At 50.0% G+C, this 20,974-nt stretch carries 17 protein-coding genes; 12 read left to right on the forward strand and 5 right to left on the reverse strand.

The features are described from left to right. Nucleotides 1-126: 126 nt before the first annotated feature. From JYB63_RS18265 to JYB63_RS18275, 3 genes are all read left to right on the forward strand, one after another. Nucleotides 127-1,854 carry a putative bifunctional diguanylate cyclase/phosphodiesterase gene (locus tag JYB63_RS18265; RefSeq protein ID WP_205659352.1) on the forward strand — a complete coding sequence of 576 codons (1,728 nt, stop codon included), beginning with the start codon at nucleotides 127-129 and terminating at the stop codon, nucleotides 1,852-1,854. A gap of 77 nt (nucleotides 1,855-1,931) precedes the next feature. Then, complete coding sequence (locus JYB63_RS18270) at nucleotides 1,932-5,576, forward strand: response regulator (protein WP_205659353.1); 3,645 nt, start codon at nucleotides 1,932-1,934, stop codon at nucleotides 5,574-5,576. A gap of 56 nt (nucleotides 5,577-5,632) precedes the next feature. After that, complete coding sequence (locus tag JYB63_RS18275; RefSeq protein WP_205659354.1) at nucleotides 5,633-6,469, forward strand: CheR family methyltransferase; 837 nt, start codon at nucleotides 5,633-5,635, stop codon at nucleotides 6,467-6,469. 61 nt (nucleotides 6,470-6,530) lie between these two features. Here JYB63_RS18275 and JYB63_RS18280 read toward each other — a convergent pair whose 3' ends face one another. Beyond that, nucleotides 6,531-8,444, reverse strand: a complete 1,914-nt coding sequence (locus JYB63_RS18280; protein WP_205659355.1) for a beta-ketoacyl synthase — start codon at nucleotides 8,442-8,444, stop codon at nucleotides 6,531-6,533. A gap of 276 nt (nucleotides 8,445-8,720) precedes the next feature. On the opposite strand from JYB63_RS18280, the gene JYB63_RS18285 reads away from it, so the two are divergent. After that, nucleotides 8,721-9,374 (forward strand): YiaD family glycine zipper/OmpA-like lipoprotein, encoded by a 654-nt coding sequence (locus JYB63_RS18285; RefSeq protein WP_205659356.1) that lies wholly within the window; start codon nucleotides 8,721-8,723, stop codon nucleotides 9,372-9,374. 83 nt (nucleotides 9,375-9,457) lie between these two features. Here the strand turns inward: JYB63_RS18285 and JYB63_RS18290 are convergent, their stop codons facing one another. Beyond that, entirely contained in the window at nucleotides 9,458-10,675 is a 1,218-nt protein-coding gene (locus tag JYB63_RS18290; protein WP_205659357.1) for a flagellar assembly protein T N-terminal domain-containing protein, read from the reverse strand. A gap of 263 nt (nucleotides 10,676-10,938) precedes the next feature. Between JYB63_RS18290 and JYB63_RS18295 the strand changes: the two genes are divergently transcribed. Further along, nucleotides 10,939-11,565, forward strand: a complete 627-nt coding sequence (locus JYB63_RS18295) for a FlgO family outer membrane protein (RefSeq protein WP_336510904.1) — start codon at nucleotides 10,939-10,941, stop codon at nucleotides 11,563-11,565. Next, nucleotides 11,562-12,038 carry an LPP20 family lipoprotein gene (locus JYB63_RS18300; RefSeq protein ID WP_205659359.1) on the forward strand — a complete coding sequence of 159 codons (477 nt, stop codon included), beginning with the start codon at nucleotides 11,562-11,564 and terminating at the stop codon, nucleotides 12,036-12,038. The genes JYB63_RS18295 and JYB63_RS18300 overlap by 4 nt, the downstream gene beginning before the upstream one ends. A gap of 56 nt (nucleotides 12,039-12,094) precedes the next feature. On the opposite strand, the gene JYB63_RS18305 is transcribed toward JYB63_RS18300, so the two are convergent. The 3 genes from JYB63_RS18305 to map are packed head-to-tail and all read right to left on the reverse strand — an operon-like array spanning nucleotide 12,095 to nucleotide 16,012. Next, nucleotides 12,095-12,391: a DUF1244 domain-containing protein gene (locus JYB63_RS18305; protein WP_205659360.1), complete on the reverse strand. Its 297-nt coding sequence runs from the start codon at nucleotides 12,389-12,391 to the stop codon at nucleotides 12,095-12,097. 41 nt (nucleotides 12,392-12,432) lie between these two features. Further along, entirely contained in the window at nucleotides 12,433-15,123 is a 2,691-nt protein-coding gene (locus tag JYB63_RS18310; protein WP_205659361.1) for a [protein-PII] uridylyltransferase, read from the reverse strand. Nucleotides 15,124-15,148: 25 nt separating this feature from the next. Continuing rightward, a complete protein-coding gene (map, locus tag JYB63_RS18315) occupies nucleotides 15,149-16,012 on the reverse strand; it encodes a type I methionyl aminopeptidase (RefSeq protein ID WP_205659362.1) in 864 nt (287 codons plus the stop codon). Nucleotides 16,013-16,233: 221 nt separating this feature from the next. Here map and rpsB point away from each other — a divergent pair, with 221 nt between their 5' ends. From rpsB to JYB63_RS18345, 6 genes are all read left to right on the forward strand, one after another. Further along, entirely contained in the window at nucleotides 16,234-16,974 is a 741-nt protein-coding gene (gene rpsB, locus JYB63_RS18320) for a 30S ribosomal protein S2 (RefSeq protein WP_205659363.1), read from the forward strand. A gap of 109 nt (nucleotides 16,975-17,083) precedes the next feature. After that, on the forward strand, nucleotides 17,084-17,944 hold the full coding sequence (gene tsf, locus JYB63_RS18325; RefSeq protein ID WP_205659364.1) for a translation elongation factor Ts: 861 nt from the start codon (nucleotides 17,084-17,086) through the stop codon (nucleotides 17,942-17,944). A gap of 98 nt (nucleotides 17,945-18,042) precedes the next feature. Further along, on the forward strand, nucleotides 18,043-18,804 hold the full coding sequence (gene pyrH, locus JYB63_RS18330) for a UMP kinase (protein WP_205659365.1): 762 nt from the start codon (nucleotides 18,043-18,045) through the stop codon (nucleotides 18,802-18,804). Beyond that, nucleotides 18,794-19,351, forward strand: coding sequence for a ribosome recycling factor (gene frr / locus JYB63_RS18335; protein ID WP_205659366.1), 558 nt, complete (start codon nucleotides 18,794-18,796; stop codon nucleotides 19,349-19,351). Before pyrH ends, frr begins: the two co-directional genes overlap by 11 nt. 48 nt (nucleotides 19,352-19,399) lie before the next feature. Continuing rightward, nucleotides 19,400-20,161 carry an undecaprenyl pyrophosphate synthase gene (gene uppS / locus JYB63_RS18340; protein WP_205659367.1) on the forward strand — a complete coding sequence of 254 codons (762 nt, stop codon included), beginning with the start codon at nucleotides 19,400-19,402 and terminating at the stop codon, nucleotides 20,159-20,161. After that, the gene (locus JYB63_RS18345) at nucleotides 20,154-20,966 is read left to right on the forward strand and encodes a phosphatidate cytidylyltransferase (RefSeq protein WP_205659368.1); all 813 of its coding nucleotides are present in this window, start codon (nucleotides 20,154-20,156) and stop codon (nucleotides 20,964-20,966) included. The genes uppS and JYB63_RS18345 overlap by 8 nt, the downstream gene beginning before the upstream one ends. Nucleotides 20,967-20,974: the final 8 nt, after the last annotated feature.

Here is a 20,974-nt window from a genome sequence, read left to right on the forward strand (position 1 = left end):
TTTAGATATATGCAACGTTGTATGGAAAGTCAGATCTTTTGCACGGATGCAGGTTTTGTAAGATCTCCGGGGAATAAAAGGAGTATTCCTCTATAAGAACAAAGCTGTATCGCAAGGGGTTGATTAATGGGAAGTATGCAAACAGTCACGCCAAAAATTCTGGTGATTGACGATGTTCATGCAAACCTGAAAGCAATGCGAGTACTGTTAAAAGATATTGCCGCAGAGGTAGTGACCGCTGACTCCGGGAATAACGGGTTGGCGATGGCGCTGGAAGAACATGTCACACTGATTCTTCTGGACGTGAATATGCCGGGGATGGATGGTTTTGAAGTTGCTCAGCTGTTGAGTGAAATGGAAGAGACCCGAAATATTCCGATTATCTTTATTACCGCGTTTCAGCATAATGAAGAACAGCGCCTGCGGGGATATAGCGCAGGTGCCATCGATTACATTCAGAAACCGGTGAGCCCGGATATTCTCCTTTCTAAAATACAAATCTTCCTGAACATGTGGACCCTGAGGTTCGGATTGGAGCAGGAAATTTCCCGCCGCCGTGAAATTGAAAAAGAAATTGAATACCTCGCCCAGCACGATGCTTTGACCCACCTGCCTAACCGCCGTCAGTTACATATCGAAATTGAACGGATGATCGACCGTACAACCCGTACGAAAGAAAAATTTGCTGTTTTATTTCTGGATCTGGATGGTTTTAAGCGGATTAACGACGAGCTGGGACACGAAGCGGGAGATGCCTTCCTGAAGGATGTTGCAGACCGTTTCAGCAGCCAGATTCGAAGTTTCGATGTCATTGCCCGTTACGGTGGCGATGAGTTTATTGTTTTATTGTCTGATCTGAATGATTCCCTCGCGCTGACTAACCGGCTGAAGCAGCTGGCCGCTCAGGCGCAGCAGCCTTTTAGTTGGGAGGGGAATGACTTAACCGCAGGTGTCAGTATTGGCGTATCGGTGTTTCCGGATCACGGTTCCGATGGCGATACCCTGATTAAACGTGCGGATGCCGCTATGTATCTGGCAAAGGATGCGGGTAAAAATACGTTCCGCTTTTATACGGATGAGCTGAATGAGAGTTTACAGCGTCGTCTCTTGCTGGAACGGCATATCCAGGACTCTCTGATCAGAGAAGAACTTGAAGTCTACTATCAGCCTATCGTGAGGACCGATGATGGTTCGCCGGTGGGGGCTGAGTCTCTGTTACGTTGGAACAGCCCTGAGCTTGGTGCTGTGTCTCCTGCGGAGTTTATTCCAGTGGCAGAAAGCTGTGGAATGATTCAGCAACTGGGGATCTGGGTGTTACGTCAGTCAGCGGCAACAATGGAGCAGTGTCCGGGGATTGCCTTCAGTGTGAATGCTTCGGCATTGCAGTTTAATGATAATAACTTGTGTGCAGAGCTGATTAACCTGATGGAGAGCGGCGCACTGGCAGCGGATAAAACTGCCATAGAAATTACCGAGGGGTTATTGCTGTCGAATACCGATGACGTGGACGCCCGTCTGGAAAAAATTCGCCAGATGGGGATTGGCCTTTCAATTGATGATTTTGGCACCGGCTATTCTGCCCTGGGGTATCTGAAACGTTGTCCGGTGAACCGAATTAAAATTGACCAGACCTTTGTCGCCGGTATCCCGGAGGACGCAGAAAGTGTTGCGCTGGTGCAGGCCATTATTGCAATGGGGCATGCGCTGGGGCTGGAAGTGATTGCGGAAGGTGTGGAAACCGAGCAGCAATGGCATTTTCTCAGAGATGAGAAGTGTGACATGGCCCAAGGATTCTATTTTTCCCACCCCTTACCCCGGCAGGAATTTATTGAGTATTTGCAGTGCAGTCGTTAACAGTTGTATCGCAGTAGTGGCGCGTTATTGCCTGGCAAGCAACAAGAACAGCATTTATTAAGACGGATCTGAATATCATGACAATTAAACGGCTAATACTGACAACGTTTATTACGATGTTACTGTTCTCCATCAGCTTGGTGACTGTGGTTTTACTGGTGTTTACCAATCAGAAAGCCTTGGTTGAAAGCTACGAAAACCGTTATCAGTCCTATTTACTGGCGGATCAGTTGCGGCAAAGCTCCGATGACCTTACCCGCTTTGCCAGAACCTATGCTATTACCGGCGATGAGCGTTACCAGCAGTACTATCATGATGTACTTGATATCCGTGACGGAAAAAAACCGCGTCCGGAAGAGTATGAACGGATCTACTGGGATTTCTTTGCGGCCAGAGATGTTGCGCCACGCCGTGATGGCAACACTGAATCACTGAAGAGCCTGATGGAGAAAGCGGGCTTTGATGAGGCTGAACTGGCTAAACTGGCACAAGCTGAAGCTAACTCTAACGGCCTTGTACGGACCGAGGAAATTGCGATGCACGCAATTGTCGGGCAGTACGAGGATGCTATGGGGGATTTCACAGTTGCCGGTACGCCTGATTTGCAAATGGCTACTGAACTGCTGCATAACCGGGATTATCATCTGGAAAAAGAACGGATTATGCGTCCACTCGATGACTTCTTTGTATTGCTGGATAGCCGTACCTCAGGGGAAGTCGCCGGCTTTCTCGGGCGCAGTGATAATCTGCTGTTAATTCTGAAAGTCATGGCCGTTGCGTTACTGTTATTTTCTCTGGGCCTTTCCTGGCTGCTGGTACGAATCGTGCTGAAACCGTTGGGTGGTGAGCCGGTTACCATGAATCAGATTGCCAACTCTATATCCAGCGGTAATCTTGATCTGACGTTTAATGATAAAGCGACTGAAGGCAGTGTTTATCATGCGCTGCAACTGATGACGGCTAACCTGCGTGAAACCAGTGAGGCCAGTAAACAGCAGGCCTGGCTGCAAGAGGGAGTGGTATCTGTCAGTGATGTTCTGCGGCAGGAGCGGGACATTGATGTGATGTCGGAGGTAACACTGCAGGTTCTGGCCAGGTATGTGGGGGCGCAGGCCGGCAGTTTATATCTGTGGCGGGATGCTGAACTGGATGACGGACAGGGAGTGTTGGAGCGGGTAGCTGCTTTTGCACATATGGATATTGGCCGGGAAAATCGGCGTTACCAGCTTCGGCAGGGCTTGATCGGACAGGCAGCCACAGAAAATGAGATTGTTGTTGTCGGTGATGTACCGATGGGGTATCTCACTCTGGCCTCTGGCTGCGGTCAGGCAGAACCGCACAGTCTGGTGCTGGTACCTTTTTCTTTCCGGAACGAGCTGCGGGGTGTAATTGAATTAGGCTTCCTTAATCAGGTCGGCGATTCAGTCATCGGATTACTGGAAACGTTACGGGAGCCACTGGGCATTGCCTTTGAAAACGTCACTACACGAAATACGCTGAGTGTTGCGCTGAAAGATTCGCAAAACCTGTCGGAGGAGTTACAGACCCAGCAGGAAGAGTTGCGGATCATGAATGAGTCTCTGCGGTCAAAGAGCAGTGATCTTGAAGCCCAGAAAGTGGCGCTGGAACAGTCACAGAAAGATATTCAGATGAAGGCTTCTGAGCTGGAGCAGACCAGCCGCTATAAGTCGGAATTTCTGGCGAATATGTCCCATGAGCTCCGTACGCCGTTGAACAGTTTGCTGATTCTGGCCCGTTCGCTGGCCAGCAATGATGACGGTAACCTGTCTGCGGATGAGGTTGAATCAGCAGAGGTTATTCAGGATAGCGGGAAGCACTTGCTGAACCTGATCAATGACATTCTGGATCTGTCGAAAGTTGAAGCAGGCAAGATGTTAGCGAACGATGAGAACATTGAACTGACCCGGCTTATTCGCAGCCTGAATCATCGCTTTACGCCGTTGGCCACAGATAAAGGTATTGGTTTTTCGATAACCCGGGAAGCTGAAGTGCCGGAGAACTTTATCAGTGACTATGTTCGACTTGAACAGATTCTGACTAACCTGATCGGCAATGGTGTGAAGTTTACCTCCGAAGGGGCTGTCAGCGTGCGGTTCAGTTTGCAGGCTGATATGTCTGGCGAAAGCTGGCTGGCAATCGTGGTTTCTGATACTGGCGTCGGCATCGCAGAAGAGCAGCAGGAAAATGTGTTCCTGGCTTTCCAGCAGGCTGACGGGTCAACTACCCGGGAGTTTGGCGGAACAGGGCTGGGCTTATCTATCAGCCGTGAATTTGCCCGGTTGCTGGGCGGGGATATTGAATTGCAAAGTATTCCCGGTAAGGGGAGTACGTTTACGCTGAGAATTCCGGCGCGTAAGACCGTTTTACCGGTAAAGGCTGTTTCTAAAGCGCAAACTGCCACCGCCACTGAAGCCGCATTTGAGCCGGCTGATCTGTTGGAGCCTTCACTGAACATGGTGCAGGATCTCAACGAAGATGATCGTCATTGTCTTGATGAGAGCCGCCCGCTGTTTCTGATTGTTGAAGATGATCCTAAGTTTGCCAGAATTCTGTATCAGACCTGTCATCAGCAGGGTGTTCAGGCATTGGTTGCCGGCGACGGCGAAACGGGCCTGATGCTGGCCAAACAGTACCCGGTTACCGGAATTGTGATGGACTATATGCTGCCGGGTATGGATGGCGATGATGTGATCAGTCAGCTTCGGGCGGATGAAGCCACCCGGCATATCCCCGTACATGTGATGAGTGCGCTGGATAATCTGGCAGATCTGAGTCAGCGGGGAGCTGACAGCCAGTTGGTTAAGCCGGTCAGTAAGGAGCAGATTGTTGATGTCTTGCATCAGATGTACGGCGCCAGTCAGACGCAGAAATCCCGTTTACTGATTGTGGAAGATGATGCTGCAGGGAGTCTTGCACTGCAGCGGCTGCTTAAGCAGGATCAGCTGGAGCTGGATTTTGTGCATACAGGCCATGGCGCGCTGGATGCGGTTACCCGGCAAAGTTATGTGGCGATTATTCTTGATCTGGGATTGCCGGATATGACGGGGTTTGAAGTATTGAGATCGCTGAGTGATCTGCCTCAGGAAATTCTGCCACAAGTGATTGTGCATACCGGTAAAGAACTTACCAATGATGAATATCTGGAGTTGAGCCAGTACACCGATAAAATTGTTATTAAGTCGGCCCGTTCGCCGGAGCGTTTGCTGAGCGAAGTATTCCAGTTTCTCAATGATGTGGGGTCGGAGGAGCATGCGGAGGTCAGTGCTGCGGTATCGGCGCCTGTTTCTGTATCGGTGCCTCAGGTCGCAACTGTCGAAGAAAAACAGACGGATCTGTGCGGGCGGACAGCACTGCTGGTGGATGATGATATGCGTAATACCTTTGCACTGGCAAAAGTATTACGTAAGCAGAAAATGACGGTGCATATTGCGCCGAGCGGCCTTAAAGCTCTGGAATTGCTGGATGATATGGATGGTATCGAACTGGTGCTGATGGATATTATGATGCCGGAAATGGATGGTTATGAAACCATTGCCAGAATACGGGATGATAGCCGTTATACGGATTTACCGATCATAGCTCTGACGGCGAATGCCATGCCGGGCGACAGGGAAAAATGTCTGCAGGCCGGCGCTGATGATTATTTGTCTAAACCAGTCGATATTGAAGAGCTGATGGTGCATATGCAGCGGTTGTTATAAATATGTCTGGCAGTCATAAAATAACGGCACGGCAACCGTTTGATGACGGGCTGCTTATGCCTGCGACTTATACTCCGCTGGAGATGGATGAGCTGGAGCTTTTGCTGGAGGCACTGTACCGCTTTTGTGATTATGATTTACGCCAATACGGGCGTCGTTCTCTGATGCGGCTGATTCAGAATGTTCTGGCAGAACACGGCCTTGAGCATGTATCTGATCTGATACCTCTGGTGGCGCATGATTTGGCGTTCCGGCGCAATGTCATCGACCGTCTCACGGTAAGTTATTCAGTAATGTTCCGTGATCCGGAGCTGTTTAAGCGACTGGAAGAAGATGTGCTGCTGTATCTGCAGTCATTCCCCCGATTATCAATCTGGATTGCCGGCTGCGCTGATGGTGAAGAGGTCTATTCACTGGCGATCTTACTGGCAGAAGCCGGTTTGCTGGAGCGTACCCAGCTGTATGCGACGGATATAAGCCCCGGGGCACTCGGGAATGCCCGTTCCGGAATCTTACAGCGTCCACTGGATGTCGATGTACTCGAACGCTATAAGGCTTCAGGCGGGCGCGGGGAGTTGAGAGAGTATTTCACGCCGCTGAATGGCCAACTGAGGCTTAATGACAATCTGTTACAGCGTATCGCTTTTGAAAAACATGATTTGGTTCAGCAACCGAATCATGTATCAGCCCATCTGATCTTGTGCCGTAATGTATTTATTTACTTTGGCCATGAGCTGAAAAACAGAGTGCTGGATAAGTTGGCGGATGCGCTGGTGCCTGGTGGTTTTCTGGCGATCGGTGTGGAAGAGAGTATCAGCCTTTGCGAGTCTTACCGGCGTTTTGATATTTTAAGCCGAAAAGCAGGGCTGTTCAGGAAGAAACTGGGTTGTTGATATGGCTGCTAAGCATGAGCAACCGGCTGCTCATGCTTAGCAGCCGGTTCCCGTAAATGACTTAGTTGTCACTCATATCGCTGAACGGGTTGTCGATTTTCAGATCCACAGGGTTGGCGTAGCCTGGCAGCTGAATTTCGCTGTCGGTCATCTGCAAATCTTCGCCGGTCAGAACGTTATGATCATAGCGGTAGATAGGTTTGCTCAAGCCTTTGACGGAATGTTCATCATAGTCTTTGGCATTGGTCAGGGTTTCAGCCAGTTTATCCTGATACCGGGCCATCGCTTCTTTACCGTGACGTTTGGTCAGCATAGCGGTCGTGACTGTTGGTGACAGCATCACCGCACTGGCGTTATTGCCGCCGAATCCTTTGGAGTTCAGAATGACGGAGTCCATACCGTCGCTGCCTACCTGCATATGCTGATTGCTCAGGTGCAGGTTGCTGGCGTGAATATCGTCTGCAAATGCCGGTGTGGTGACAATGCCCGGAATAATGCCGTGTTCCCAGACACCCAGTGACAGGTTCAGCTGGTCTCCGCCGGCGGTTCCCTGAGAATGCCCCAGATAGCATTTCATAGCGGCAACTTTCCAGGCCGGAATGTTAAATGCTTTGGCGGTTTCATTGATAACGTGAGATTCAGTTACCCGGTTTTGCGGGGTGCTGGTGCCGTGAGCCTGTACGAAGCTGCGCTGGCGCAGTGAGTCTTCACCCAGCATGCTTTTTACCAGGGAAGCGGCTTTGCCCATCGTAATGTAGTTACCGATGCCCGGCGCTGAAATGGATTTCTTATGGCCGTCAGCATTTACAAACACTTCCGGAATAGCTCCGTGAATCTGAGCACCCAGTTCCAGTGCAAGATCATCGCTCATCAGTAGGGTAAACTGACAGGATTCGGCAATGGTGAAACCGCAGTTATCACCAAAAGGCCGGCAAGCACGGCGATAGTCTTCATCGCTCAGTTCGCTGAGCTTATCCAGTGCCAGCAGGGCTTTATCTTCCGCCAGTGCGCCCATGGCGCGGAAACCTTCAATGATTTCCGGGGTAACAGGTGCGTCACTGCCGCCTACCAGTACGACTTTGCGGCGGCCACTGCGGATATCGTTAACAGCACTGCGCAGGTTATACAGGTAAGTTGCACAGGCGCCCAGAGCACCACCGGTTACACCGACGCTGCCAAGAATATAGGCATTGATAAAGTCAGCGGGCATCTGAGCATAGCCCAGTGGCATATTCTTTGAGGTGGTGCGTTTTCCGATAGATGGGAATTTCACCAGACCGCCAAAGCCAAGGTCATCCAGCTGTCCGATAGAGTTACTGGCATAAACGCCAATCTGGTCCGGTGCGACGGAGTCGGCAATTACCTCCCACGGAATACCGGCTGAGTTCAGCGCATCGGATGCCCCGAAAACGGTCATTTGCAGGTTGCGCGGATGGTTACGGGACTGATACAGGGTACCGGGTTTAAAGCCTGTCGGTAACTGGCCGGCAGTGCGTACCTGGGCACCGCGGGTGTCCGGTAAAATTGTATTCAGTTCGCCGCTGAAAGTGACTTCAACCTGATTGGCATTGAGTTCTGTAACCTGCCAGTTTTCCGGTATCTGCTGTGGCATTTGCCGCTTACGCAGTGTAAAAGTCACGGTTTCAGATGTATTCAGCTTGGCTGGCTGGTTGAACACCACGTTGTTGATGTCAAAGCAGTCGTTTTCAATGCGGCGGATCAGGGTATTGTTTTTAACCTGTTCAGCGAGGCTTTGTGCCAGTTCTGTTACCGGGCGTTGCTTGCCTTCAGTATCAACATAATGGCCATTTTCAAATCCGGCCAGCCCCATCAGTGTTGCCAGATCTAATAATGTTTCTGCACGGCTCGTCTCATCCAGCTCGTCAAGCACGAGGCGACGATAACCATGGTGAAAGGAACTGCGACCGGCCGGGCTGATGCCGCCGAAACCTACAATAACCGGGAGTTGAGACAAGGGACTTTCCTCGGAACAGAATCTTACAAATATATTAACGAACGATTCTATAAGTTGTGACCCGTACTGACTAGGGGATAGACGGGGGAATTTTCATAAACTCAGTAATTATTCATATTCCCTGACTATAATTTTTTAGCATTCCGGCAGATGTACATGTTTTTTACATCCGGCATGATAATTTGAGGAAAAGATGCTGAATTATTTGCGTTGGCCGGAGTCACAGCCTGTGGCGTAGCCGGTTGGTCCGGCAATAAAGAATGTTGAGGTATATTTATGAAGAAATTAACTGTCCTTGCCTGTGCGCTGGTTTTAGCCGGTTGTCAGACGCTGGATCCGTATACGCAGGAACAAAAAACCGGTAATGCGACTAAAGGTGCCGGCATTGGTGCATTGGCCGGTGCTGTATTAGGGGCGGCTGTTTCCAGTAAGAGTGACCGTACCAAAGGTGCCATTACCGGTGCGCTGGTGGGCGGCGCTGTTGGCGGCGGTATCGGTTACTATATGGATCAGCAGGAGATGTTATTACGTCAGGAGCTGGAAGGTACCGGTGTACGGGTTGAGCGGGTTGGTGATGAAATTCGTCTGATTATGCCGGGTAATATTACCTTTGCTACTGATTCTTACACTATTGCACCGGGCTTTAATGGCGTGCTGGGGTCTGTGGGTAAGGTATTGGTTAAGTTCGATAAAACAATTGTGAATGTAGATGGTTTTACCGACAGCACCGGTTCTGCTCAGTACAACCAGGAGCTTTCTGAGCGTCGGGCAGCATCTGTTGCTCAGTATCTTGCCAGCACCGGGGTTTCAGACTTGCGGCTGCAGGCCCGTGGCTATGGTGAACGTTATCCTGTTGCCAGTAATGATACTGCGGCGGGACGTTCTCAGAACCGCCGGGTAGAAGTTCAGATTCGTGGTACACAGCAGTAAGTCATTGCTGAATCGCTGAGGTAAAAAAGCCGGAGCTGTTTCTCAACAGCGCCGGCTTTTTTGTGTCTGTATGTTGCTGTGTTTCAGTGGGTAATAACCACATCATCTGGCTGAATATTGTAGGTAGAGCCTTCCTGAGTCAGGCGGCCGACAGAGAAAAACGGCTGCACATCTGTCACGGTAATGCTGCTCTGGGTGTTGGTCAGCTGAACGTTTTCACTGAGACCGTTGGTGTAGAAGCTGGACTTCCGGTAAACGCTGAGCCGGTCTCCGACATTGATACCCGCCTGTGAGCCAGCGTTGAACCAGATGAAGTTGCCATCGGTCTGGGTGATGCTGGCGGCAAAGGGTTTGCAGCGTAACTCTGTCTGAATATCGTCGGTGATCTGACTGATCAGAAGTCGGGTCTGAGTGCCGTAATCCTGTTTCCAGTATGCCGCGCTGGCGAAGCCTATTTTGGCTTCCGGAGCCAGATTCCAGCGACCTGCCATGACGTACTGCTTATTAAATAACAAAGCCCCGCTGAAGCCGTCATGGATAAACACATCCACAACCAGATTGCGTAAATGGCGTTTGCTGCGGTAATCCTGACGGTTATAAAAATCTACCAGTATGTTGCGCTTGAGGGCGATTGTGTCCGGATCGTGCATGGTCATATCACGGATGACGCCGGAGACAACGTACTGCACATCTAATTGCTGAATTTCCTGTAGTACTGTTGAAATAGCCCCTGCTGAGAGCTGTCTGGAAGGGGCGGTCAGTAATTCGGGGTGCATGGTCAGAAGGCCGGCGTTACGGGCGGTCAGGCTGGTGTTCTCATTGATGTCATTGGTCAGCTGAGTACTGAATCCTGACTGGATATTTTCCAGTGAACCCAGGATTGCCTGGGTGGGGGTCAGCAGTGGAAATGCTGTAATTGCCAGTGACTTCATATAACCCTGGCTGCGGGTGCCGTTTTTACAGTCTGCTTCGTATTCAACGTTAGCCCGTATTCTGACGTGCAGTGTCTGGTTGCGGATGACTTCATCAATGATTTCGATGTCATTTACCTGCCCCAGGGTTTTGATTTGCATGTTATCGATACTGAGTACGCCATCGGTGACTTTCTGGGTACTGCTGACGAAGACGCTGGCCTGTAATGCTGCCTGTTGGGAGGCATTGCGGATTGCATTTCGGCGGGCAGAGTCAAGGTCGCCGTCGAAAATCATTGATTGCCCCTGAGCTTCAACCGTAATCGCAGTGCTGAGGGATGAAAATGCCAGTAAGCAGGCGGTAAAAATTACGCGTAACAGATTAAACATAAGCTTCGGGTCACCGATACAGTACATATATGCGTAGAGAATATGTCATTCAGGTGGATAAGATAGCATTCTCTGCAGAAAATTATGGTAATTTATCCAGACTGCATTATAGGTCTTACCTGTGACTATACAGATGTGACTTTAGCAGTTTCCTGAAAGCGTATAATGGCAGATGTGATCAGCTGATGAAATATTTACGACAACTGGGTGTAGCTTTGATAATCATCGGGATAACCGGCTGTTCGGCACCCCGGAATGAGACTGTGAAAATCCAGCTCGACAGTATCAGTCCGGAAGCGGCTCAGACATTACGTGAAACGCAGACTGAGGCCGTGAAGGCTGAGCGGGCAGCCCTGACACGGGAAGTCGTTATGGTCGATACGGTTTCTAACGGTGCTGATGCGATGAGCGAAGTGGTTGCCCAGATGGCGGTTCAGATTGATTCCGGGCTGGCGAAGAACCGAGTGAAAAAACTGCCGATTGCAATTCTGCCTTTCAAAAATCTTGACGGTAACACGACCCCGGCAGGACTGGGAGAGCGGCTCAGTGAGAGTATGATTTTCCAGCTGCAGCAGCATGGTTATAACCTGGTGGATTATCGGGCGGTGAGCCTGAATACGACGCTGAAGAATCCGCTGTCCCGGGATAATCTTTCATCAATTCGTAACCGTTTCCGAATTCACTTTATTCTGACCGGCACTTATGCCCGTCATCCGGATGGTCTGGTGATCAATGCCCGGGTCCTTGATACCACGACCCGGCAGGTGATGGCGACCGGGCAGTCCCATGTGTCTGTTGCCCGCCTGGAAGGTGAAATTCCCGGCTATGATCCGCTGGCCAGTGATGCTGCCGGTATGATTATCGAAAATGGTCAGGGGAGAGCGCAATGACCACGATTGCTGCAAAGTTATACCGGATTTTGCTGGTAGCGATATTTAGTATTTCGCTGGCCGGTTGTGAAACCTTTGTTGAGTCGACTAAGGATATTGTCAGTGCCCTGCCTGATATACCGCCGCGGGTTGATGATACGCCGTTGCCGCCGGACTGGGTGCAGGTGACAGGCTATGCGCCGATCAGTTTGCAGTCGGGGCTGAACCGTCAGCACAAAATTCTTAACGCGATTAAGGCGTCAAAGCTTGATGCGTACCGTGAGTTGACAGCTGTTGTTCATGGTCAGCACCTGGCGGGCAGTACGTCCGTACAGGATATGATTTTACAGAGTAATTCGTTTCAGGGGGCTGTGGCCGGTATTATCCGGGGGGCCCGGGTGGTGAAGAGTTATCCGGTTCAGGATGATGTCTATGCCACAATTCTGGAAGTGGATCTGAATCAGTTACAGCGGGCATGGCGGGATAGCCAGTAACTGTTTGTAATTAAAAAAGGGCATGAAATCATGCCCTTTTTTGTGCCTGATTGTTTTTATTCAGGTTTCTGAACTTTTTCAAATGCAGCCAGCTGTTCCGGGGTGGCTTTTTTCTGGTGGTTGGCTTTCCATTCAGCATACGGCATGCCGTAAACCTGTTCGCAGGCATCTTCGTAGCTCATTTCAATGCCTTGCTCATCAGCTGCAGCTTTATACCATTTAGACAGGCAGTTACGGCAGAAGCCAGCCAGAATCATCAGGTCAATATTTTGTACGTCTTTACGGCTGTCGAGGTGCTTAACAAGACGGCGGAAGGCAGCTGCTTCCAGTTCAGTTTGTTGTTGCTTATCCATGTTTATTCCTTACATCGGCCTGCCGTAACCGGCAGGCTGGGTTATTGTTCGGCCTGAATGTGTTCATCCAGTTGTTGGCAGATATCTTTTTGCAGTGCATCACACAGGGTTTCGTCAGTCAGAGGGTTGCCCTGTATATCGCTGATAAAGAAGTAGTCTTCCACCCGTTCGCCAATGCTGGCGATTTTAGCTTTGCGCACTGAAATTCCGTGGGTCATAAATATTCGTCCCAGGCGGGCAAGTAACCCAGGCCGGTCCGGTGTCATGACTTCCAGAGTGGTGAGCTGGCTGTCGGTATCATTCAGAATATTGACCCGTGTGGGGTTGGCGAAGAGTTTCAGTTGGCGGGGAATGCGCCGGTGAATAATGTTCGGGTACTCTTCCGGGTTGTTGAGTGCATTCACCAGGCTTTGCTGAATATAGTCCAGATGGGCGGCGTTATCTGTCAGTGGCTGGTTGTCTGCAGTCAGCACAGTGTAGGTGTTCAGTGTCTGGTTGTTATCGGCAACCATGATGCGGGCATCCTGAATGTTCAGATTCAGCTGATCCAGTGCAGATGCTGCCGCCGCAAACAGGTTTGGCTGGTCGCGCATGTAGATAAATACTTCCGTAGCCCCTTCAAATGACCGCCGCGAGGTCTCGTGCATCTTAACCAGTGGCAGGTCGGACTCACCGTGTTCCAGAATGGCACGGGTTTGCCAGGCAATGTTGAGGGCCTGTTCACGCAGGAAGTAATCATCACCCAGGTGTTCCCAGAAGTTGAGTACTTCCATACCGCCACAGCCGTTACGTTGCAGTTGTACCATCGCTTCATGCTGGGTTTGTTCGATCCGGTCTTCCCGGTTGATCGGGTTTTCCAGCCCCCGTTGCAGGGCGATTTTTGTATCCGAGTACAGTTGGCGAAGCAGTGCCGCACGCCAGCTGTTCCAGAGTGTATGATTGGTGGCGTTGATGTCAGCGACGGTCAGTATGTAAAGGTGATCCAGGTGGTCCAGGTCACGCACCTGTTTTGCAAAGTGCTGAATCACGTCCGGATCAGAAATGTCTTTACGCTGCGCAGTCATCGACATTAACAGATGGTTGCGGACCAGCCAGGTGACCAGGTGGGTGTCCCATTTACCAAGGTGGTGCCGTTCGCAGAAAAGTTTGACGTCCTCTGCCCCCAATTCGGAGTGATCGCCGCCACGGCCCTTCCCTATATCGTGATAAAGTCCGGCAATATATATCAGTTCAATTTTAGGAATCTGATTAATGATCCTGTGTGCAACCGGGAATTTTTCACTGTTATCCGTATGCCGGAACTGGCGCAGTTTCTGAATGACCTTGAGTGTGTGGGCATCAACGGTATAGATGTGGAACAGGTCGTGCTGCATCTGGCCGATAATTTCGCCAAATTCAGGCAGGTAGCGTCCCAGTATGCCGAAGCGGTTCATGCGCTTGAGCTCAGTGGAAACTTTCAGGTTACCCCGCAGTAATTCCATGAACAGTGAAATGTTGCGGATGTCCTTACGGAAATCATCATCTATCCGGTGACGGTTGTTCAGGATCAGCCGGATGGTAGAAGCCCGTACCCCTTTAATCTGCTCGTTTTCTGCCAGCAGGACGAACAGTTCCATCATGGCAAAAGGATGGTGTTCAAAAACGCTCGGGTAGGCAGCTTTGATGTAGCCGTTATGCAGGTTAAAGCGTTTGTTGAGAGGCTCGATTACCTGTTCTTCACCGACACTGAGGATCACTTCATCAAAATACTGTAGCAGCATGTTGTTGAATTCGGACATGGTTTTGGCGACGCGGTAGTACTTCACCATGAACTGTTCAACGGCCAGTGCGCCATCCTGATCTTTATAGCCAAAGAGGTCTGCCAGTGTCCGCTGGTGGTCAAATAGCAGGCGGTCTTCCCGGCGCTTGCAGTGCATATGCAGCGCATACCGAACGGTCCAGAGGTAGCGTTCGCCTTTCTCGAGGGTGTCCAGCTCTGACTCGGTAACGAAACCGTGATCCACCAGATCATGTATAAAGGTGGTGCCGAAGTGTCTTTTGGCTACCCAGCCAATGGTCTGCAGGTCTCGCAGGCCGCCGGGTGAGGTTTTTAAGTTTGGCTCAAGATTGTATTCGGTGTCGTTCGTCTTATCGTGGCGGCTTTTCTGCTCCTCGATCTTGGCAAGATAGAATTCTTTGTCGCTCCAGGCGCCGGAAGTAACCCGGTGAAAAATCTTGTCATGCAGGTGTTGGTTGCCGGTAATAAGACGGGATTCGATCAGGTTGGTGGCAATGGTGATGTCTTTTTCTGCTTCCTGATAGCACTCTTCCAGGGTGCGGACGCTGGAGCCAATATCCAGATTGATGTCCCAGAGAAGGGTAAGAAAACCGCTGATGCTGGCTTGCATCTGCTCATCTTCTGTCTCATCGAGCAGGATAAGTAAATCTACATCTGAGTGAGGGTGCAGTTCTCCGCGGCCGTAACCTCCGACAGCGATGAGTGCGAAGCCATCGTTATCGGGCCAGTCAAAAAGGTTCCAGGCCTGCAGTAACAACTGATCTACCAGCCAGGCGCGACCATAGATCAGTTTCCGGATGTCCTCTCCCTGAATAAAGCGCTCATCCATCAGGGCCCGCGCTTTTTTAAGGGTTTGTTTGAAAGCGACTATTGGCGACGGTGCCGCCGCCAGTTCTTCGCTGAATTCGGCTGCGCAGAACAGTGTTTCATCCGCAGCGAAAAGAGTGTCGGACATCTTTAAGCCTGTGTCAGGTTTGTATTCAGAAGTTTTCTTCCTGACGCTTGGTCAGTACTTCATAACCATCTGCTGTGACCAGAATTGTATGCTCCCACTGGGCAGATAAGCGTTTGTCGACGGTTTCAACCGTCCAGCCATCCCGTTTCAGAAGCTTAACGTGACGCTTACCGGCATTGATCATTGGTTCAATGGTGAAGATCATGCCTTCTTCCAGTGTGACGCCGGTGCCGGCTTTGCCGTAGTGAAGTACCTGAGGGTCTTCGTGGAAGCCTTCGCCGATGCCGTGTCCGCAGTACTCGCGAACCACTGAGTAGTGGTTGGATTCGGCATGCTGCTGAATGACATGGCCGATATCGCCAAGCTGTGCGCCGGGTTTAACCAGTTCCATTGCTTTATACAGACATTCCTGAGTGATTTTGGCCAGACGTTCTGCATGGGGCTGGGCTTTACCAACAAAAAACATTTTGCTGGTATCGCCGTGGTAACCATCTTTTATGACGGTGATATCAATGTTGATCATATCGCCGTTTTTGAGTGCCTTATCGTTAGGGATACCGTGGCATACCACGTGGTTAACCGATGTGCAGATGGATTTCGGGAAACCGTGATAGTTCAGTGGCGCAGGAATCGCCTGCTGCTCATTGACGATGTAATCATGACAGATCTGATTGATTTCATTGGTTGTGACGCCTGGTTTAACATAAGGCCCAATCATTTCCAGTACTTCCGCCGCCAGGCGGCCGGCCACCCGCATTTTTTCGATGGCGTCGGCTGTCTTAATTACTATGCTCATATATACCCTTAAACTGTATTGGCTGGGACGGTGTTGAGAGTTGTTTGTCCGTAAATTGTACGGGAACTCTCTTATATAGTCTGAGCGTCGCATTGTAGCGAATTAAGCGCTTAAGAACAAAACAAGCACTTCAAAATATGCTTGGTTTATGGTATAAATCCGCCCGCAAATTTGCGCAGCTGTTGCCGGTAATCCCGGTACTGCCCGTAAATTATAAATAATCCACACATGTACCGACACATTGCCTTGGGTGCCGCTTGCGGTTGGGGGATGGGGTGCATGGAGGTCTAACCCTAATATTAGGAATTTTGAAAATGGCACAAGTTACAATGCGTGACCTGCTGAAAGCAGGTGTTCACTTCGGTCACCAGACCCGTTACTGGAACCCTAAAATGGGTAAGTACATCTTTGGTGCTCGCAACAAGATCCATATCATCAACCTGGAGCACACTCTGCCTGCTCTGAATGGTGCGCTGGATGTTGTTAAAGGTATGGCTGGTAACAAGAACAAGATCCTGTTCGTTGGTACTAAGCGTGCTGCAAGCAAGTGCATCAAAGAAGAAGCAACCCGCTCTGGTATGCCGTACGTAAACCACCGCTGGTTAGGTGGTATGCTGACTAACTACAAGACTATCCGTCAGTCTATCCGTCGTTTCCGTGATCTGGAAGCACAGAGCCAGGACGGTACTTTTGCTCAGCTGACCAAGAAAGAAGCTCTGATGCGTCAGCGCGAAATGGAAAAGCTGGAGCGTTCTATCGGCGGTATCAAGGATATGGGTGGTCTGCCAGACGCACTGTTTGTTGTTGACGTTGATCACGAGCGTATCGCTATCAACGAAGCAAACAAGCTGGGTATTCCTGTTATCGGTATCGTTGATACTAACAGCAACCCAGACGGCGTTGACTACGTTATCCCAGGTAACGATGATGCTCTGCGCGCTATTCAGATCTACGTTAAAGCTGTTGCTGATGCGTGCTCTGAAGGTAGCGAAGCGACTGCTGCTGACAAAGGCGAATTCGTCGAAGTTGAAGAGCAGAACGAAGCTGCTGAGTAATCAGGCTGTAAGCGGCCGGGAACTATAATGTCCGGGCTCGCGAGAGGGGAGCGGTAAGCTCCCCTTTTTTCAATGTGAATTTAAAAGTTTGTGTACGGGGTACAATTAAATGGCAAACTTCTCCGCTAAGCAGGTAAAAGAACTGCGCGATCGTACCGGTCTGGGTATGATGGAGTGTAAGAAAGCATTGGCTGCTGCCGATGGTGATGTTGACAAGGCTATCGAAGAGCTGCGTAAAGCTTCAGGCATGAAGGCTGCTAAAAAAGCTGGCCGTACTGCTGCTGAAGGTGTTGTGGTTGTTCAGGTTGCTGAAGACAGCAGCTACGCGCTGGCTGTTGAAGTTAACTCTGAAACTGACTTCGCTGCCCGTGACGAAAACTTTGCTGCGTTCTGTCAGACTGTTCTGGCTAAAGCGTTCGCTGAAAAGCAGACTGACGTTGAAGCACTGATGGCTGGTGAACTGAGCGAAGCCCGTGACGCACTGGTTCAGAAAATCGGTGAGAACATCGGTGTTCGTCGCATCATGCTGGTTGAAGGTGACGTAGTATCTGCATACGTGCACGGTACCGGTAACCTGGCTGCGCTGGTGTCTCTGAACGGCGGTAACGCTGAGCTGGCTAAAGACGTTGCAATGCACGTAACTGCTGTTAACCCACAGGTTGTTAACAAAGAAGACATGCCTGCTGATGTTGTTGCTAAGGAAAAAGAAATTATCCTGGCGCAGCCTGATATGGCAAGCAAGCCGGCTGAAATCGCTGAGAAGATGGTTGTTGGTCGTATCAACAAGTTCTTATCTGAGAACAGCCTGTCTGAACAGCCTTTCGTTAAGAACCCAGACGTAAAAGTTGGTCAGCTGGTTAAAGATGCAGGCGCAAGCGTTGCTTCTTTCGTGCGTATCGAAGTAGGTGAAGGTATTGAAGTCGAGAAGAAAGACTTCGCTGATGAAGTTGCTGAGCAACTGAAAGGCTAATACCTGCCTGCTAATGGATTGCTCATCTTTTCAGGTGCGCAATCCATTTTTTTCTTGTTACACTGCTTCTAATTTCAGTCTTGGTGGAGACGCAATCAATGTCGGCCTCGAGTCAGCCTTCCAAAAAATTTAAACGTATTCTTTTAAAACTCAGCGGCGAAGCCCTTATGGGCGATGAAAACTTCGGTATTGATCCGCAAGTTCTGAATCGTATGGCGCTGGAAATTGGCCAGTTGGTAGGTATTGGTGTTCAGGTTGGTATGGTTATCGGTGGTGGTAACCTGTTTCGCGGTGCTGCACTGAGCGCTGCCGGTCTGGACCGGGTGACCGGTGACCACATGGGTATGCTGGCTACCGTAATGAATGCTTTGGCAATGCGTGATGCTCTGGAGCGTTCAAACATCAAAACCCGGGTTATGTCGGCGATTCCGATGACCGGTGTGGTTGATGATTATGATTTCCGTAACGCAGTGCGTTACCTGAATCAGGGCGATGTGGTAATTTTCTCTGCCGGTACCGGTAATCCTTTCTTTACGACGGATTCTGCTGCCTGTCTGCGGGGAATCGAAATTGGCGCAGATGTCGTGATTAAAGCAACCAAAGTTGATGGTGTTTATACGTCTGATCCGGTGAAAGATCCGACTGCACGACGTTACCGTCACCTGAGCTTTGATGAAGCAATTGAAAAACAGTTAGGTGTAATGGATCTGACGGCTATCTGTCTGAGCCGTGACCATGATATGCCGCTGCGTGTGTTTAATATGAATAAGCCTGGCGCCCTGGCAAATCTGATTGTTGGCGGCGATGAAGGCACCGTGATCGATAATAATGAGACGGTAGGAGATAAGTATGCTGAATGAGATTGCTCAGGATGCTCAAGAGCGGATGCAAAAGAGCCTGGAAGTACTGGCGAATAACCTGAAAAAGATTCGTACCGGCCGTGCGCACCCAAGTATTCTGGACACTGTAACTGTGTCTTATTATGGCTCTGATGTTCCGCTGAGCCAGGTAGCTAACATTTCTGTTGAAGATGGTCGTACTCTGTCTATTTCTCCGTGGGAAAATAATCTGGCCCCGGAAATTGAAAAGGCGATCATGAAGTCTGATCTGGGTCTGAATCCTTCTTCAGCAGGTGCTGTTATTCGTGTACCAATGCCGATGCTGACAGAGGAAACCCGTAAAGGTTATATCCGTCAGGCGCGTCAGGAAGCGGAAAAAGGCCGTGTATCTGTACGTAACGTTCGCCGTGATGCTAACGGTGATCTGAAGGATCTTCTGAAAGAAAAGGAAATCACCGAAGACGATTTGCGTCGCGGTGAAGATCAGATTCAGAAGTTAACGGATAAGTTCATTGCCGATGTGGATAAGCTTCTTGAAGAGAAAGAAGCGGATCTGATGGAAATCTGATAGGGATATGCCCGGCACCATTGTTAAGTGGTGTCGGGTGCTTTGTTGATGGCTGAAAAACTTCATCTTAGCCTTCCGGAAGGGAAGGTTGTGCCGCGGCATATTGCAATTATTATGGATGGCAATAATCGCTGGGCAAAAAAACACAGGCGTGTCAGTCTGTCTGGTCATAAAGCAGGTGTTGCCAGTGTCCGCAGTGTTATTGAAGGCTGTGTGGAGCTGGGTGTTGAAGCACTTACTCTGTTTGCTTTCAGTAGCGAGAACTGGCAGCGGCCGGCGCTTGAAGTAAAAGGGCTGATGGAGCTTTTTGCATGGGCTCTTGATCGTGAAGTCAGTAAGTTACATAAGCATAATATCCGGCTGCGTATTATTGGTGACAAGTCCCGTTTCAGCCAGAGCTTGCAGGATAAAATTGCAAAGGCGGAAGCCCAAACAGCCGGTAATACCGGGCTTGCGCTGAATATTGCTGCCAATTACGGTGGTCGCTGGGATATTACACAGGCTTGTCAGCAGCTTGCGAAAGCATGTGCTGACGGGCAGCTGAATCCTGCAGATATTACTGAAACAATGCTGGGTGAATATATTAATCTGGCTGATGTTCCTGCCCCTGATTTGTGTATCAGAACGGCAGGAGAGCAGCGGGTAAGTAATTTTCTGATATGGCAGATGGCCTACAGTGAGTACTATTTCAGTGACTTGTTGTGGCCGGATTTTGATAAGTATGCATTGGTTCATGCCATTGAAAGTTACTTGGGCCGGGAGCGACGTTTCGGCAAAACAAGCGAACAATTAGAGTCTGAGAATGCTTAAACAACGATTGATTACCGCCCTGATTTTAGCTCCGTGTGCATTAGCTGGGCTGTTTTTCCTTTCGTTCGATCTTTTCAAGCTGTTTACCTGTGTAATCGTTTTATTTGCGGCCTGGGAATGGGCTGATCTTTCAGGTGTGCCGTCTGCAAGTGCGCGGGTGGCATACTCCTCTTTTGTTGCAGCCTGTATAGCGCTGGTGGACTACAGCCTTCCGGTTGAACACTTTAAAGACTTTATGCTGCCGACTGTTTTGTTCTGGATAATGGCGTTGTTCTGGGTGCTTAGGTTCCCTGTTGTCAGAGGCTGGCAGTCCAGTTGGCAACGTATGATTATCGGCTTGCTTGTTCTGGTGCCCAGTTGGATGGCGCTGGTAAGTATTCGTCAGCATCCAGATGGCAGTGTGTTTCTGCTTATGCTCCTGTTGCTTGTATGGGGAGCGGATATCGGTGCATATTTTGCCGGTAAGACCTGGGGGCGTAAAAAACTTGCGCCTAAGGTGAGCCCGGGTAAAACCATGGCGGGCTTCTGGGGTGGTATCGGTAGCTGCGTTCTGATTGCTGTTGGTTTTGTTGTTTATCTGGATTTTTCTGCACTGGATGGTTTCTATCTGATTGTGCTTTCTGTCATTGCTGGTCTTGCATCGGTATTGGGTGATCTCTTTGAGAGTATGCTTAAGCGTCAGCGGGGCATTAAAGACAGCAGCAAGTTATTGCCTGGGCATGGCGGTGTGCTTGATCGTATCGATAGTATTACCGCTGCGGCACCGATGTTTGTTCTGGGTGTGCATGTGCTGACTACTGTGTAATTCAGGGA

Origin of the sequence: Aliamphritea spongicola, from assembly GCF_017051665.1 — a bacterium.
In the GTDB taxonomy this organism is placed as follows: domain Bacteria; phylum Pseudomonadota; class Gammaproteobacteria; order Pseudomonadales; family Balneatricaceae; genus Amphritea; species Amphritea spongicola.

Bases quoted from the DNA above. Each gene is read 5' to 3' on its own strand.
- JYB63_RS18265 (WP_205659352.1), top strand. From the start codon at position 127: ATGGGAAGTATGCAAACAGTCACGCCAAAAATTCTGGTGATTGACGAT.
- JYB63_RS18270 (WP_205659353.1), top strand. From the start codon at position 1,932: ATGACAATTAAACGGCTAATACTGACAACGTTTATTACGATGTTACTG.
- JYB63_RS18275 (WP_205659354.1), top strand. From the start codon at position 5,633: ATGCCTGCGACTTATACTCCGCTGGAGATGGATGAGCTGGAGCTTTTG.
- JYB63_RS18285 (WP_205659356.1), top strand. From the start codon at position 8,721: ATGAAGAAATTAACTGTCCTTGCCTGTGCGCTGGTTTTAGCCGGTTGT.
- JYB63_RS18290 (WP_205659357.1), bottom strand. From the start codon at position 10,675: ATGTTTAATCTGTTACGCGTAATTTTTACCGCCTGCTTACTGGCATTT.
- JYB63_RS18300 (WP_205659359.1), top strand. From the start codon at position 11,562: ATGACCACGATTGCTGCAAAGTTATACCGGATTTTGCTGGTAGCGATA.
- JYB63_RS18305 (WP_205659360.1), bottom strand. From the start codon at position 12,391: ATGGATAAGCAACAACAAACTGAACTGGAAGCAGCTGCCTTCCGCCGT.
- JYB63_RS18310 (WP_205659361.1), bottom strand. From the start codon at position 15,123: ATGTCCGACACTCTTTTCGCTGCGGATGAAACACTGTTCTGCGCAGCC.
- map (WP_205659362.1), bottom strand. From the start codon at position 16,012: ATGCGACGCTCAGACTATATAAGAGAGTTCCCGTACAATTTACGGACA.
- rpsB (WP_205659363.1), top strand. From the start codon at position 16,234: ATGGCACAAGTTACAATGCGTGACCTGCTGAAAGCAGGTGTTCACTTC.
- tsf (WP_205659364.1), top strand. From the start codon at position 17,084: ATGGCAAACTTCTCCGCTAAGCAGGTAAAAGAACTGCGCGATCGTACC.
- pyrH (WP_205659365.1), top strand. From the start codon at position 18,043: ATGTCGGCCTCGAGTCAGCCTTCCAAAAAATTTAAACGTATTCTTTTA.
- frr (WP_205659366.1), top strand. From the start codon at position 18,794: ATGCTGAATGAGATTGCTCAGGATGCTCAAGAGCGGATGCAAAAGAGC.
- uppS (WP_205659367.1), top strand. From the start codon at position 19,400: ATGGCTGAAAAACTTCATCTTAGCCTTCCGGAAGGGAAGGTTGTGCCG.
- JYB63_RS18345 (WP_205659368.1), top strand. From the start codon at position 20,154: ATGCTTAAACAACGATTGATTACCGCCCTGATTTTAGCTCCGTGTGCA.